Consider the following 15,240-nt stretch of genomic DNA (forward strand, 5'->3'; position numbering starts at 1 on the left):
GAAATGTTGGATGCTTCAAGAGTCATTTTAGGTACGTATGGTCAGGCGCATGTGGATGGGGTGTGGCAGACGAATATCAATAAGCTGGAAGCCAGCGTGGAAATGGAAAAACGCGAGCTGAATCTCGTGGGCAACGAGTGGAAGGTACACAAGCGCGGTATCAAAAAGGGAACGGGAACGATGAGTGGCTACAAGGTTACGTCCGATATGATTCGTCGCGGTTTTAACCGTTTTGAGATTATTACTAAATTGGATGATCCAGAAGCCTTCGGACATGAAAGTATTCGTCTCATTCGTTGCACTGCTGACAAAATTCAACTGGCCAACTGGACAGCAGGTGAAGAAGTACAGGAAGAAACGACCTTCACCTTTGAAGGCTATGAGCTGCTTGATCCGATTGTAGCAAACTAAATTGGTTAACGGGGGATGGGATGCTGTTAGGCGTTCCGTTCCCCAAATACAAATAAGGATTTTACAAAATCATGAAATTAAAAATAAGGGAGAATGACTTATGAGCTTAAATGAGAATATGACAGAAGAACAAATTTTGGACAGCCTGTTTGAAGCTGCTGAAAAACTGCCAGAGGAAACGGTCCGCATCAAGCGTCTAGATATGAAAATTGTGCTGCACGGCCTGACCTCCAGTAAGGTGGACAGCATTCGTGAACGCTGCACAATTCGACGGACTGTGAAAGGTGCAGTGGATGAAAAGGTAGATACCGAAACGTTCAACGCCTTGTTGATTTCGGAAGCTACTGGAAAGCTGGAAGTAAAAGGCTTGTCCCTTAACGGTTGGGGCGATCCCCGGATTACAAGCCGCTTAAAGCTGTCCGGTGGCGAACAGTCTGTCCGCCGTATGCTACTGGCAGGTGAACTGGATGCAGTAGGAGATAAGGTGCTGGAACTGTCCGGTTTTGGTGTTGAGATTGCTGACCTAAAAAACTAATCGGCTCCGGGGGAATGACGACGATGCTGTACCACTTGTGGGTCCGGCACCACCTCCGCCCCGGAGACTTTTGGCGGCTTCCCCGCGGTGAGCGCATGCTGCTGCTGGCATTTGCCGAACAGGAAATGGATAGCATAGCAGCTTCAAAAGCATAAACAAGGAGGTGAACATGATAGATGGCAGAAGCATTAAATTACCGCATGAACCTTGTGATTGATCCTAAAAACGTCATTAAGGCGAACAGAGAATTGCGCGCAATGGAACGTTATTTTGAGCGGATTCAAGGACGTGTGTTGAAAATCGGCCGTACCCGCATGGCCCCGGAAATTGTGCTGAACGATATGGCTTCTAAAGGCTTGGATAATCTGTTGAACAAGATTAACCGAGTCAAATCCCAGATTATTAACGCCTCGGGGAATGTAAATGTGAAAGTAAGCTCTCAAGACGGATCAGGCTCGCAGAAGGTTGATAATAATCCAAGTATCGTTTTGCTAAGCACTGCGGTGCAATTGAATACTGTAGCTGTAAATGCCAATACAGCAGCTATTGTTGATTTAGGTACTAAGTTGGGATCTGTGACACCAGCTGCCGAGAAAAAAGAAGAGCCTAAGGATGCATTAACTCAGGTAAAGGATTTTCTTGGTAATGTAAAAAAAGTTGGTGAAGGGGTAAAAAGCATATCTGAAGCTCCTGAAGCTTTTAAAAAATTTAAAACTGATTTTGGTATTTTAAAGGGCCCGCTCCAGGGAGCTAACCGAAGAGAGAAGTTTAAAGATTTTGCTAGTAAAGCATTTAATGTAGGGAAATCTGGGGGTGAGTTTTTAGAAAAATTTGGAGGGTCTTCAGATTTAATTGAAGGTGGACAGGGATTGTTTGATCAGGCTAAAGGCTGGGGGATGATTAATCCAAGCGAAGCTGCTGGTGTAGTACCTAGCGCTGCAAGTTCGAGTGCTGCGGCAGATGCAGCCTCAAGTATTATCAGACCCAGTAGCGTTGTTGGTGCAGCTGAGGAAGCCGGATCAGGCTTATTCAAAAACCTTCTAAAAGGTGGAGCGAAAAAACTGTTGGGACCTTTAAGCTATGGAATGGATATTGTGAACATTGCGAAGGCTACCTCTGGTAAAGAACGGGCAGAAGCTATCGGTTCCACAGTTGGTGGGACTGCTGGTTCTGCATTAGGCGGAGCTATAGGTTCATTTTTGCTTCCGGGTATTGGTACTGTGGTTGGTTCTACACTTGGGGGTATGGCGGGAGACTTTGTTGGTGGGAAAATTGGTGGATTAGTCTCAGATTATGGTCCAGCCATGATGGACAAAGCGAAGTCCGCTGGTAAATTTCTTGGAGAAAAAGCTTCCCAGGTCACAGGTTGGCTTTCTGATAAGGCTGGAGATTTTGGTAAAGGCTTTTCTGATTTCTTTTCTTTTGGTAAAAAAGATGAACCTAAGAAAGAGCCAGCTAAGCCACCTGAAGCTCCTAAACCAGCTACCTCTAAACCAGCAATCCCACCTCATTCGAATTTAGGTAAGTCATTTGAGCCCTTAACGCCTATGGCTATAAATTATAGTGCTAGTGCAGTTGCAAACGTACCTCCGCAACCAGGAGTAAAAGGTGTTCCTAATCCTTACGGACCGATGGCTATAGCTAACCAGGGAGTCAATCCAAACCCACTACTGAATACTGCGGCTCATGCGAATAATGGAGCCAAAGCTAAAGGCAAAGGTAATGGTAATCCGACACCTCAAGTAGTACAGATCAGTCCTGAACAAATGGGAACACTGTCTGGCTTTTTGAAGGATTTTAAAACGGAAACCACCAACCAATTCAATCTTCCTGCGGGGGCTGTACAGGTCACTGTACATGAGAACAAGCTGGATGTGGATGGGCTTATTACGCAAATTGGCTACCGTCTCAAAGCTGAAATTCTGCGTGCAACACAGAACACCAAGCCAGCGGGCGCTGGAGCTATGTAATACAGTAGATGGTAGCAATGGGGAAGGAGGAAAGAGATGGAATTTAGTTTGACAGATGGTAAAGGAAAAAAATTTCAGTTTCCAGTAAATCCTGAGGAAGTGACGATATCACGGCAAAAGGGATTTGATACAACGACGATTTTATCCTATGGGGAGTTTGACTTCCCACAAGGGGAGAAGGTGAAGGAAATCTCCTTCTCTTCTTTTTTTCCGAAAGAATACAATCCAGCGTATTGCACATACGAAGATATCCCTGATCCGCAGGAGGCCATGAACACGTTGAATGGCTTTTTGTTATCTAAAAACCCGCTGCGTTTTATCATCACGGAGACAGCCGTGAATGTGCCGGTAATTGTCGCATCTCATAATTCGATCTTTCGCGGCGGCGAGTATGGGGATGTGAATTTTGATCTGTCACTGCGGACTTGGAGTGATATGAAAGTTGCCAAAAAAGCTGGTGGCACAGGAAGTAAGGCAGCTGCGGTCAACAAAAAGCCCCGCACAGATATGAAAGAAAAGAAAAAAACATATACGGTTAAGTCCGGGGACTCCTTGTCCAAAATTGCCAAGCTGGAGTTGGGGGACAGTTCGCAATGGAGTCGAATTTATCAGCTTAATAAAAAGGTCATTGGACAAAATCCGAATGCGATTAAACCGGGGCAAAAGCTGGTGCTGTCATGAGTTATAAAGTCATTTTACAGGATAAATATGATTTGTCGCCGCTTGTAGAGAACATTAATTTGAGGGACTCACTGGAGCAAATCGCCTATCAGGGAACGGTCAATCTGGTCGTTACGTCGGATATGCCGCCCATTTCTCCAGGGATGTCCATTCGGGTTAGTGGGATTCCTTATGGTAAAAAGGATTATGTTCCCTTGTTGTCTCCAGCAGTGATCTGGGAAGTAGAAACTTCTAACAACGGGCTCAAACGTATGACGCTGACGTTATATGACCGTACGGTGTATTTGGACAAGTCCGAGGATGAATATCTGCTCCCTGCTAAGCAAACGGCTACTCAGCGTTTTCAGAAGTATGCTAGGGACTGGAAGCTGAAAATCGCTTCATTGCCAGATACGAAAAAAACGCTGGGACGCGCCGTATACCGCACACAGTCCATCTATTCTATGATGCTGGGAGATCTGCGCGAAACGGCAAAGGCGGGGGGGAAGCTGTATCATCCACGGATGATTTCTTCCGGGCTGGAGCTGTACGAGCTGGGAACGAACAAAGATGTGTATGTTTTGGAGAGAGTAACTGATACGACACAGTCCCGTACGCTGGAAGGTGCGGCCACAAGAGTGAAGGTACTGGCTACGGCGGCTAGTGAATCAGGCAATGAGGTACCGTCCAAGGTGATGGCGCTTGAAGAAAAGGACATTGCCAAATATGGAACCCTTCAGGTCATTGTGCAGGATGACGAGGTCAAGTCTGGTGCAGCAGCACGTGAGTTGGCCAAAAGTAAGCTGAGAGGCATACAACAAACGATATCGGTAAATGCACCGGATATGAACACGATCCGAGCAGGAGACGCGGTAATGTTAGGCTCCATAAAGTTGTTGGTCATTTCAGTGAGCAGGGAATTAGGTAACCCCGGCAGTATGTCGCTGGAGCTCGGAACGTATGACGATGTAAAAAGGAGGTTTTACCTTGAATAAGGACCCCTATGGGCATTTGGCTACTGCGCTGCAATCTTCATTTCATAAGCATACCAAGCAAGCACTGAGTGGAGTGGGCGCGGTACTAGGCACAATCACCTCCACGGGACTCAAGCTGGACGATTTTAAACATGAGCTTCAGGATTATCTGGTCGCCGAGCTACCGGGGCTGCTGTCTGTACCACGTCATATGTATAAAGGCACCTCAACCGCAGTGGAATCGGAAAATTGGGAAGGCAAAGAGCTGAAAACTTCCTTTTATATCGGGGAAGACGAGCTGGAAGATGTGAATCTCAGTTTGAACGAAGGACTCAAGCCCGGAGATCGTGTACTGGCGGTTCGGGTGAATAGCGGCAATGATGTGGTAGTCGTGTGCAAGGTGGTGAATGGACGTGGCTAATTTATTCCCCGAAACAGATGATATGATCTGGACAGACACGGATATGACCGACCCGGATGTACTGGAGGATAACCGTGCGGTATTTGGGCGAAGCTGGCGGTTTGATTTTGAAGCTGGTGAGTTTGTTATGAGCCCTAGCCGTAAAATCGTGACTACAGGCGAGAAAGAAGCCTGGGTACAGTGGTGTGAAAAAGCGATTCGCACTCCTCGCTACCGGCATGTGATCTATTCACCTGACTATGGGAGTGAGCTGGAGGAGCTCATTGGCAGCAGCTATGGGCACGGTGTGCAAGAAAGCGAAATTAAACGCATGGTCACGGAGGCATTACTAGCAGATGCACGTACGGCTAGTGTGGATCAGTTCACGTTTCGCTGGGAAGGTGAAGCGTGCCATTTTAGCTGCCAGATTACGAACGTGCGAGATGAAACAGAAATTGTGGAAAGTGTGGTGATCTAATGGCAGACTTGCCGGAATATTTGGTAGACCAGACGGAAGAGGGAATTTTAAATCGGATGCTGGAAAAAGTGCCTTCGGATATGGATAAGTCCGAGGGCTCTTTTATTTGGGATGCACAGGCGCCGGTAGCGTTTATGCTATCCGAAGCGGCAATCTGGGCGCAGGAGCTACTGCGACGTGGCTTTGCCAGCACAGCAGCCAGCGACAACCCGGATTTTCGCTCGCCGGAGCTGGATTTGCGGACAGCAGAGCATGGGGTGACACGGCGAGAAGCGGTTGCTGCCTCAGGTATGGTCAGTTTTACAGGCACAGCGGGAACGACCGTCCCGGCGGGAACGTTGGTGGCGACCCCGGCAGATGATGTATCCGGGGAAGCTTCCATTGAGTATGCGACCACGGCATCGGTCACGCTGGATGAACAAGGTGCCGGGGAAGCGACTATTCGGGCGGTCAATCCCGGGCGCAGCGGTAATGTGCCTGCGGGTGTCATCCAAGTAATGGCAACTCCGGTTAGCGGGGTTGCCTCTGTGATCAATACGGAGGAAACAAAAAGCGGTACAGACGTTGAGAGCGACCAGCTGTTGCTGGAGCGTTTTTATGCCAAGGTGCGGAACCAGGGTACCAGTGGCAACAAGGCGCAGTATACCCAGTGGGCGAATGAGATTGCTGGAGTGGGTGGCGTAGAAGTTGTTCCGCTCTGGAAAGGGCCGGGAACAGTAGGGTTATATGTGCTGGATACGGATAAACGCGCGGCCAGCCCGGATATCGTGGCTGCGGTGCAGAAGTACATTGATCCGACTCAGGATGGACAAGGCGAAGGGCTGGCACCAGCGGGCCCTGTGGTGACGATCATGCCAGCGGCAGAAGTGGAGATTAACATCTCAGTCAAGGTACAGCGTACCAAAGAGAAGCCGTCCACACTGGATGAAATCAAAAAGCTGATCGAAAGCGGTGTGCGGACGTATTTGAAGCAGCTTGCTTTTTACAAGGAAGACCCGTTGGTACGGTATACCCGGATTTCTGCTGTGCTGCTGGACATTCCGATCATTATTGATTTCTCTCAACTGAAAATCAATGGACAGAGCAATCAGAATATTGAGATTGGATCAGGTCAGGTGGCAGTGCTGGGGACGGTGAGCGTCAGTGAGTAACAATGGAACGAACAGTTTTGAAGATTTATTGAATAAACCAGACCAGGGAAAACGTGCAAACCTTAGTGGCACTTTTGTCAATCGGGTAACTATAGCGGGAGATACAGTGGGCCAAATGAGCAGCGAGCGGGGACGCGAGCTGCTTTCCTATTTGCCTGCCTATTATGAAACCTCACGTGTGATGCGTTCCGATATGGATGCTAAAGGAAGCGAATTGGACGCCTTGTATCTCGCAATGGATGCAACGGTGGGACAGTTTTTCGTACGTACAGCCACATGGGGGTTGGAACGCTGGGAAATGGAGCTGGGGATCGAAACCGACCTGGCGAAGCCATTGGACCAACGGCGTGCGGTGGTGGAATCGAAGTTGCGAGGGGCAGGAACTTTTTCCGGCCGGCTTGTCAAAAATGTAGCAGAGGCGTATGACGGAGGTACGGTAGATGTTATTTTTCACCCTGCCGAATGGGGATTTACGGTCAAATTTATAGATACCATTGGGATTCCGCCCAACGTGGAGGATCTTAAAGCAGCCATTGAGGAGATCAAGCCCGCTCACATGGCAGTAGAGTACAAATTACGCTACCTGACCATTGCCGAAGTTGAGTCTATGACCCTCTATGAAAATGAATATACAACCCAGGATAGATATTTAGGAGGTGGCGCATAGCATGGCAAGCGAAAAAACACCAAATCTTGGCTTAAATCAAATTGACCGCACATCGCCCAAAACCACGTATTTTGATCTGGAAAAGTATTTGGACCAAAACTGGCGTGCTGTTGATGAATTTGCTGGTGACGTGAATGATGGTGTAAATGAGATCAAGAAGCGTCTGGATACGACAGAGCGTAAGGCGGTAACTCTCGAACCCGGGGTGCAAATTGTTCATGCGGAAAAGGCTGCGCCATTTTCGCTGACAGGGCTGAGCGGGCGTATGTTGGTGAATTTGTTGGGACGCACTGGAGGGATGGAAAGTCTGACAGGTTGGTCAGCTGTAAACAACACAGCAAAGCTGGAATTAAACGCAAGTAATAAACTTTCAGGTAACAATGCTCTTGAGGTTACCGTTAGTACAGCACCAGTTGGGATAGCTGGAGCTTATGGTTTGCCTCTTAAATTTGGAGAGGGGGCGCCGTATTATTTGATCCGTGGTTATGTTAAAAATGGGAATCTTTCAGGTACTGATGCTAGGGCATATATTCAATTGACTGACGAAATTGCATATGCGGTGGATATGAGTACTACGGATTCAAATGAATTTACTTTTTGTTATGCGGTATATGATGCTAGAAAAGCCGCTAAAGCACCTATTCCTTATGCTGTTTCTCGCGGATCTGTTGGGCAGTATGCTTACTTTGATGAAATGGCTGTTTACGAACTGAGTTCATCTGAGGCCACAGCAATTAAAAGTATGTCACCTGAACAGGTAGCTGCCGAATATCCATATGTGAACAGCTTAATGCCTGTGTGTAATCCTTATGCGATTCGGTATGGGGAGAATATGCTGCCTAGCATTTACGAAGCTGAAAACAGTGTAACCACAGGTTCAAAAAAAATTACCGCTCCATATGTCGCCACTCTCACTAAGAGTACAGCGGGATATAGCTCGTATGCCTGGAACCTCCCGGCTGCAGCTAGTAAAGCTTACACTCTATCCATGAAAGTGTCAGTATCTAATATCGGGGGAGTCATTGGTGCAGGTGGTTACTACAATATCCGTGCACTAGATGCGTACGGGAATTACGTTGGGGTACCGTTAGACACTGGCCCATACGCAGTAGCTAACGGTGAGCACACTTTATCACAGACGTTTACAACTCCTATTGGGACATTTGGATTGCGTATTATAGTTGGAGCGGATACAGGTGTTTTTGGTACGTTTGTTTTTTCAGAAATGATGCTCAACATCGGAAGCATTGCCAAACCATTCAAATCACGTGAGGACTCCATACTGGCATTACAAACGGACCTGTATGCCGATCCTGTTACGGGCGAAAATGCTGACACGGTATTTGAGAGAGAGGGCCAGTATTTCAAATCTAAGAAGTGGAATGCCATAGTGCTGGATGGCAACCGGGAGTACGCGTTTTACACATCGGTAATGGGTAATAAAACGGTAGGTTCACTAAACAATGGAATTACCCCAGCCATAGACGGTACGGGGTTGTTCGTCAAATTTAACGGCAAGGTTATTAAAGAGTCGAATTACGCAACTGCAATTGGTCAATCCGACAGTTACAATATAGGATCATCGAGCAGTAATGGCACGTACGATAATTTTCAAATAGGTGTCTCGCTTACAGACAGCGGATGGGGGGACAGTTATACACCGACATCGGACGAGATTAAGGCATATTTCAATGGTTGGAAGATGTATCTTGCTGGACAAGGAGATGTAAGCAAGCCTTTTAATAACGAATCTGCAGGCAAGGCGTGGTGCCCAATAGATTCTATTTATGTGGCCAACGGTACGCTATCTGCAACGTTTTTCGTTACAACATTACCAACAACAGGGATAACTTCCTTGACATACACAAGATATGGAATTTGGACAACGCAACAACTCGTGTATCAGCTTAAGACGCCTACTGTTGAACCCATCGTTAGCGAGGGACAGCTATCCTTTATTGAGGGAGGGAATCAGGTCGAAGTCGGTACGGGGATTATACTACGTGAACGATCAAAGGCAGTTTACACAAATGGAGCTTACTATATAAACGGTCGTACAGATGATCCGAGTATTTTAAAAAATAGAGTAAATAAAATCTTAGCCGTTTATAGAGATGGTAAAAAGGATTCGTCATGGATAATTGCCACAGTTTCAGATCAATACCAATCTACCTTCGGCAAAGAGCAAGTGTATACTTTGACCGCCAATTTCAATTTATCGTCGTCTTACAATACTACCTACCTAATGGTTGATCGTTCACCCGTTGTCAAATTTATCGGAACTTATACAGCCAATGAAAAAACGCTTTTACTTGACTTGGTAGATAGTGTTCAAAAGAATAGTACACGTCTGTCTGTCGTTGAAAATGGGAGGGTAGAGAACGATATCACCTTAAAGTGGATAGCTCCTACATTACTCAACGGGTGGGTTAACTATGATAATACTCGTAGGCCGGTAGTCTACTGTAAGGATCCTCAAGGCTGGGTACATGTACAGGGATTTATTCGCGGAGGTGCTACTGCTTTTGGAACACAGATTTTTACATTACCGGATGGTTATGAAGCGGAAAGGCCAATGGAGGTTGCGGCGCTTTCTGCTGAAGGTAGTGTCCCTTATCCCTCAACTATATATGTAGGCGAGAGCAGTATACAGTGCGATAATGCAGTACACAATTCTTATTTAATACTAGATTTTAAATACCGTGCAAAACAAGGGGAGTGACCAAATGAAAGCAGTTCCTAAAGTGAATATAAGCGGTCTCTATCTAGAAGACGAGCTTGTGGACGATGCCTTTGTGGGTGTCGTCCCTTTTTATGCTTCCTTAGAAACCAGAGATCAGACTATGAAGGAAAAAAAACTTGCTGGCTATACCGTTGGTATCCCAGTTCCACCAGGTCTATATCATCCTCGTTTTGATATCCAAGGCTGGCTGGCCTATGAAGCAGAATATAACGAAACTCTGATAGAGGCCCAGAAGAAGTACGAGCAAATTAATAAGGAATCGCAAGCTTCATTTCAGAAGCTACATGATGAATGGCAAATCAAGCCGGAAAACAAACGTGAGGACGAGCCGGTATATTTTGCTCATACATTTACGGCTCCAGATCGAAGAGATCCAATGACGTTCTGGAGTGAAGGATTGAGCGAAGAAGCGATTAAGGAACTGACACAAAAAGCAGAGCAACAGCCAAGTGAGACAGATCAATTGAAGCAGCGTATTGCAGATCTCGAAGTAACGCTGAGCCAGTTCATGCTTGGTAACACAGGAAAATAACCAAGTATTGATTCCTGTTTAACTGCAAAAATCTTATTTAAATGAGGTGAAGTCATAACTATGACTGCTTTAGCAGAGACTCAATTGCGTATTTGTGCTTATGCTTGTGTTACCCGCTATGATCGGGGAGAAGGTAATATAGCAGCTATCATTGGAAGCTACGCTTTAGATGAAAAACAACGTAAACAAGTGAAGGAAATGATTTTATACCATCGTTCTGATCTGGTATTGGACAACGTAGAGGAATCGTCATCTATAGAGGTTTCCAGTGCACAGCGAGAACCGGCTAAATGGTATAGCTCTATTTTTCGTAAAAAAACGGTATAGCTCTATTTTTCGTAAAAAAACGGTATAGAGCAGAGAGCAAAAATGCCTGTACTCAAAGGAGGAGCGAGCATGTATGAAAGAATGGATCTGATTATAATGGGCTTCTCCAAGCTGAAAATGAACATACAAAGCAATCCTTTTATAACGATTCAATTCGGTCAGGGGGTAGAGCTGGGGATGGTGAGTGTGGATGGATATTGACGAAAAAAAAGAATCTGTTATCCAAGATGTAACCGATGATTTTAGTAATCGAATGTTCAGTTTGCGGGGACCGGAGCTATTTTCCTATCTTCCTGCCTATTACGAAGCATCCCGTGTTATGCACGTCGATATGGATGCAAAGGGTAGCGAACTAGATGCTCTATATCTCGCGTTGGATGATACGTTAGCTCAGTTTTTTGTTCGTACCGCCACTTGGGCGCTGGAAAGCTGGGAGATGGAGTTAGGTATCCCGGTCGATTTGGAAAAGCCGTTGGAACAGCGACGTTCTGTTGTGGAGTCGAAACTCCGTGGAAGTGGTAAATTTTCAGGAGACTTAATACGGAAAATCATGAACTCTTTTGGTGTAGAAGGGGAAGTAGGCTTTCATCCGACGGAGTATAAGTTCGGTTTAAGCTTTGAAAACCGTATTCCTGAAAATATGGTTGATTTCAAAAGGATCATAGAGGATATTAAGCCTGCTCATCTTGCATTTTATATGAATAACAAAACTAGGCTTGCATTTCTTCATGAGACTGAAATGGTTTCTCGTATCCGATTACGTTCGAGAGTTCGCTTTTTTGGTGGGAAGCCATGGTATTTAGATGGTGTCGAGTTACTGAATGGAATAGCCTCTTTGTCCGGGTGGACAGAGGAACCTATGCGATATTTGAACCGTACGAAACTGGTCACCAAGCATCGAATGGATCATCATCAGGAAGGCAACGTGAAAATTCGAAACCATTATTGGAAGTTAGATGGCAGCATGATGCTGGATGGAAGTCAGATGTTAAGCTCAACCGAGAAAGTCATTTCAATTTAAAAACATAAAAATTTTATTTCTAAGATAGAAAGGATGGTAAGTATGGCAGAACAAGTTCTAACGGTCACAACTGCTTATGCAAGGGAACAAATGGCACGTGCCCGTGCTGAAGGAGGAACGCTGACTAAAGTAGTAAAAATGGCGTTTGGTAGTGGGGGTGTGGATCAAGCAGGGAAACCACTGCCTTTGGAGGGAACAGAGCAGGCGTTGAAAAAGGAACTGGTTCAGAAGGATATTACCAATTCAGAATTCATTGCTCCTGCAACCATCCGCTATACCTGTTCACTGGCAGAAAATGAATTGGCGGGTGAAACTATTAATGAGCTTGCGCTGGTAGATTCGGCTGATAAACTAACGGCTGTTCGTACGATGAGTAATAAGGTCAAGGACAGTGATATGGAGTTTATTTTTGAAATTGATGACATTTATTAAGGAGGATGAAGAAGTATGAGTATACAACAACCACGCAGATTTGTTACTACTGACCAGGGACATGCGGATGTTCTGAATGTACCCATTGATACACTTTACGCAAACGATCAGGAATTGGCCGCACTGGTTGAAAATATTAAAAAAGATCCAGCTGGAAACGGTGTTGCTTCTAAGGAAGCGTTAGACAATCATGCCAGCAATACAGAGATCCATGTGACGTCAGCCAAACAAGCGGCATGGAGCGCAGCAGAGGGGAATGCCAAGAAGTATACAGAGCAGTATGCAGCACCAAAGCAGCATAGTCACCCGGCATCAGATTTGCCTTCTGCGTCAACACAGACGAGAGGGATTGTGCAGCTTAATACTTCTACAGGGAGCACAGCTACAGATCAGGCAGCTACTCCTAGTGCGGTAAAGGCAATGGGTGATGAATTAAGACAACTTATTAATAGTGTAAAGGAGACTGGTTCTGTGAAAAGCATACAAAGATTTAGTATTTCCAGTAATGTGCCTGACGGTATTGTAAATATTGCACCTGTCAATGTCGGAAAAGCAACGTTGAACTTAACAACTTACGGAGATGATCATAGCCATATGGCCAGCATTATAAGCCCAACGCAAGTCAAATTCACTCATGAAAGAGGCGGAGATTATTATATTTTTGCAAGTTTTGAAGTCATAGAATTTAATTAAGGTGGGGATGTTTATATGAAATATTTTGCTCAGTATAATAATGATTGCGTAATATTCGCAGTATCGCAGAGTATTGAAGCGCCAGCAGGTGATAAAGTAATTGAAGTTAATGGATACGAAGTATTAGGGAGTAAATTCCATCCGGACACAGGTGATTTCGAAAAGATTCCAGCACCGAGCCCTAAGCCAACTTTCGAGGAACAGCTCCGAAAAGAAATTGAGATATTAAAACAAGCTGATCTGGATAATAAAGAGACAATTGCAGGGCTGATTCAGCTCGTGATATCACAGCAGAATGTTTAAGTAGAATTTTAAAGATAGGTACTATTTACTTTAATATAATAACCAGAGGAGGTAATACGTTGGATAATAAAATTAAAAAAGCGTTCGCAGTAACTTTCGTACAACTTATTTTATCTGGTCGTCGTTCAATAGAAGATGTACCAGTAGTGCTCCAAGACATGGTTAAGGCGAATTTGAATTTAGCCAAAAATCAACAAGTATAAAAAGAATGCCTGCGCAGAGCGTGTTTTTATATCGCCCTTGGATCAGTCCAAGGGCATTCATTTTACACCTTGGTTCAGAAGGGGGAACAAACATGCATGAAAAGATCGATCAGATTTGGCTGGGGTTTTCCACGGGGACCTTGATCGGTTATTTTTTTGGGGGGTGGACCACAATGTTGACGTTGCTGTGGTGGATGGTCGTGATCGATTTTTTCACCGGATGGGCAGCGGCCTGGATTAATGGGGAGCTGAAAAGTCGCCAGGGGTATTACGGTATTTTTCGCAAGGTTACCGTGTTTTTGCTCATTACGGTAGCTCATCTAATCGACGGTATTCTCGGGGATGCACATTACTTCCGGGATGCCGTCGTTTTCTTTTATTTAGCGAACGAGTTGTTGTCCATTATTGAAAATGTGGGCAGAATGGGAGTGCCGATGCCGGATATTTTGCGGAATGCGGTAGCTATTTTTGAGTCTAAGTCGAGTGGAGAAAAAATAAAGCCAACCGATCCTTCCGACAAAGAAAATAAAGCTTCATAAAGTGCCACCAGTAGCCACTACCCAAATAGGCAGACTACCTTTTTGCCCTTTTTTCGGTATAAAAGTGGAAAAGCCCAGACCGTATGGATGGTCCAAGCATATGGATAACAGAGACAGAGTGAGCTACAACATTATGAATGATAAGGAGGGAACGCCTTATGCAGAATCGCAGCCCTAACGCTGCCGAAGGCATTGACGTGTCCCGATATCAGGGAACGATTGATTGGAAACGTGTACGAGCCGATGGTAAATCGTTTGCATTTATTAAAGCGAGTCAAGGACAGCGTTACGTTGATCCGACATTTATCACGAATGCAAAAGGGATCAAGGCAGCCGGGATTCTGCTCGGAGCTTACCATTTTGTAGATGCCACCAGTGTAAACGCAGCAAAAGCGGAAGCCAGGCATTTCGCCGAGGTGCTGGATCAGGTGGGTGGTGCGAAAGCGCTGGACTTGCCAGCGGTGATGGATTACGAAAATAATCCGGGAGAGCTTAGCTCGGCCGCGATTCATGAGGTTGCGTTGGCATTTGTAACGGAATTTGAACGGGTAAGCGGCCGTAAGCCGATGGTATATACAGGCAATGCTTTTGCTGCCCATTTCAAAGCGCCATTGGGTAGTTATAAGCTGTGGATTGCGCGTTATAGTACACGGGTACCCAGCGATACCACGGCATGGAGGCGCTGGGACTTTTGGCAATACAGCGATAGTGGACGGGTTGATGGAATTCAAGGGCCGGTTGACCTCAATATATACGCCGGAACAGAGGCCGAGCTACGTCAAGCATTTGCAGGAGAAGAGGGGGATGAGCCAATGACAGCAGAGGAAAAAGCGGCATTTAAGGCCCTGCAGCAGCAGGTCGCCGCCTTTGAAAACAGCAAAGATGCGCTCAAGCAGACGTTGAATGAACAGAGCGCTTATATTAAAAAAGTGGATCAGCGGGTAGCAGAACTGGAGGCGCGTCAGGCTATGCCTGTACCGGCCTGGGCGAAGGAAGCGATGGCTGCCGCTGTTGCAGTTAATCCGGCAAGCCCGATTGTGGATGCGAAACTGCCAAGCAGTTACGATTTTTATCGCTTACTGGTCGTACTGAACCGTCTGGGTGTGTTTAAAACAACCAAATGATCTTCGAAAGAACTCATGTACTGCCAACCCCAATTTTATATGAAATAAGTCCAGTAGTTACCTCTAAAGCCCAAATA

At 45.8% G+C, this 15,240-nt stretch carries 20 protein-coding genes; all 20 read left to right on the forward strand.

Features of this window, described 5'->3' with window-relative positions; genetic code table 11:
* Positions 1 to 3 precede the first annotated feature (3 nt).
* Positions 4 to 411, forward strand: coding sequence for a phage tail tube protein (locus KAI37_RS05455; protein WP_013309122.1), 408 nt, complete (start codon positions 4 to 6; stop codon positions 409 to 411).
* A 100-nt stretch (positions 412 to 511) separates the two neighbouring features.
* Complete coding sequence (locus KAI37_RS05460; protein ID WP_007429164.1) at positions 512 to 946, forward strand: phage tail assembly chaperone; 435 nt, start codon at positions 512 to 514, stop codon at positions 944 to 946.
* A 176-nt stretch (positions 947 to 1,122) separates the two neighbouring features.
* Complete coding sequence (locus tag KAI37_RS05465) at positions 1,123 to 2,916, forward strand: hypothetical protein (protein ID WP_220030877.1); 1,794 nt, start codon at positions 1,123 to 1,125, stop codon at positions 2,914 to 2,916.
* 36 nt (positions 2,917 to 2,952) lie between these two features.
* Positions 2,953 to 3,597, forward strand: a complete 645-nt coding sequence (locus tag KAI37_RS05470; protein WP_220030878.1) for a LysM peptidoglycan-binding domain-containing protein — start codon at positions 2,953 to 2,955, stop codon at positions 3,595 to 3,597.
* Positions 3,594 to 4,571 (forward strand): XkdQ/YqbQ family protein, encoded by a 978-nt coding sequence (locus KAI37_RS05475; protein ID WP_104496537.1) that lies wholly within the window; start codon positions 3,594 to 3,596, stop codon positions 4,569 to 4,571. Before KAI37_RS05470 ends, KAI37_RS05475 begins: the two co-directional genes overlap by 4 nt.
* Positions 4,564 to 4,971, forward strand: a complete 408-nt coding sequence (locus KAI37_RS05480; RefSeq protein WP_023987380.1) for a hypothetical protein — start codon at positions 4,564 to 4,566, stop codon at positions 4,969 to 4,971. Before KAI37_RS05475 ends, KAI37_RS05480 begins: the two co-directional genes overlap by 8 nt.
* Entirely contained in the window at positions 4,958 to 5,428 is a 471-nt protein-coding gene (locus KAI37_RS05485; RefSeq protein WP_081047455.1) for a DUF2634 domain-containing protein, read from the forward strand. The genes KAI37_RS05480 and KAI37_RS05485 overlap by 14 nt, the downstream gene beginning before the upstream one ends.
* A complete protein-coding gene (locus KAI37_RS05490; protein ID WP_220030879.1) occupies positions 5,428 to 6,579 on the forward strand; it encodes a baseplate J/gp47 family protein in 1,152 nt (383 codons plus the stop codon). Before KAI37_RS05485 ends, KAI37_RS05490 begins: the two co-directional genes overlap by 1 nt.
* On the forward strand, positions 6,572 to 7,246 hold the full coding sequence (locus KAI37_RS05495; protein ID WP_220030880.1) for a YmfQ family protein: 675 nt from the start codon (positions 6,572 to 6,574) through the stop codon (positions 7,244 to 7,246). The genes KAI37_RS05490 and KAI37_RS05495 overlap by 8 nt, the downstream gene beginning before the upstream one ends.
* A 1-nt stretch (position 7,247) precedes the next feature.
* A complete protein-coding gene (locus tag KAI37_RS05500) occupies positions 7,248 to 9,968 on the forward strand; it encodes a hypothetical protein (RefSeq protein WP_220030881.1) in 2,721 nt (906 codons plus the stop codon).
* A gap of 4 nt (positions 9,969 to 9,972) precedes the next feature.
* Positions 9,973 to 10,521 (forward strand): hypothetical protein, encoded by a 549-nt coding sequence (locus KAI37_RS05505; protein WP_220030882.1) that lies wholly within the window; start codon positions 9,973 to 9,975, stop codon positions 10,519 to 10,521.
* Between the two features lie 60 nt (positions 10,522 to 10,581).
* Positions 10,582 to 10,848, forward strand: a complete 267-nt coding sequence (locus tag KAI37_RS05510) for a hypothetical protein (protein ID WP_220030883.1) — start codon at positions 10,582 to 10,584, stop codon at positions 10,846 to 10,848.
* Between the two features lie 69 nt (positions 10,849 to 10,917).
* Positions 10,918 to 11,049, forward strand: a complete 132-nt coding sequence (locus tag KAI37_RS26290; protein WP_258383047.1) for a hypothetical protein — start codon at positions 10,918 to 10,920, stop codon at positions 11,047 to 11,049.
* A 52-nt stretch (positions 11,050 to 11,101) separates the two neighbouring features.
* Positions 11,102 to 11,869, forward strand: a complete 768-nt coding sequence (locus tag KAI37_RS05515) for a putative phage tail protein (protein WP_220031442.1) — start codon at positions 11,102 to 11,104, stop codon at positions 11,867 to 11,869.
* 42 nt (positions 11,870 to 11,911) lie between these two features.
* Positions 11,912 to 12,301, forward strand: a complete 390-nt coding sequence (locus tag KAI37_RS05520) for a phage tail-collar fiber domain-containing protein (RefSeq protein ID WP_220030884.1) — start codon at positions 11,912 to 11,914, stop codon at positions 12,299 to 12,301.
* 15 nt (positions 12,302 to 12,316) lie between these two features.
* Positions 12,317 to 12,994 carry a phage tail protein gene (locus KAI37_RS26295; protein ID WP_258383049.1) on the forward strand — a complete coding sequence of 226 codons (678 nt, stop codon included), beginning with the start codon at positions 12,317 to 12,319 and terminating at the stop codon, positions 12,992 to 12,994.
* Positions 12,995 to 13,009: 15 nt separating this feature from the next.
* A complete protein-coding gene (locus KAI37_RS05530; RefSeq protein ID WP_061830295.1) occupies positions 13,010 to 13,297 on the forward strand; it encodes a hypothetical protein in 288 nt (95 codons plus the stop codon).
* 59 nt (positions 13,298 to 13,356) lie between these two features.
* Entirely contained in the window at positions 13,357 to 13,500 is a 144-nt protein-coding gene (locus KAI37_RS05535) for a CD1375 family protein (RefSeq protein WP_220030885.1), read from the forward strand.
* A 92-nt stretch (positions 13,501 to 13,592) separates the two neighbouring features.
* Positions 13,593 to 14,039, forward strand: coding sequence for a phage holin family protein (locus KAI37_RS05540; protein ID WP_040101929.1), 447 nt, complete (start codon positions 13,593 to 13,595; stop codon positions 14,037 to 14,039).
* A gap of 158 nt (positions 14,040 to 14,197) precedes the next feature.
* Positions 14,198 to 15,163: a glycoside hydrolase family 25 protein gene (locus KAI37_RS05545; RefSeq protein ID WP_220030886.1), complete on the forward strand. Its 966-nt coding sequence runs from the start codon at positions 14,198 to 14,200 to the stop codon at positions 15,161 to 15,163.
* Positions 15,164 to 15,240 lie beyond the last annotated feature (77 nt).

The organism is Paenibacillus sp. S25 (assembly GCF_019454085.1).
In the GTDB taxonomy this organism is placed as follows: Bacteria; Bacillota; Bacilli; order Paenibacillales; family Paenibacillaceae; genus Paenibacillus; species Paenibacillus polymyxa_B.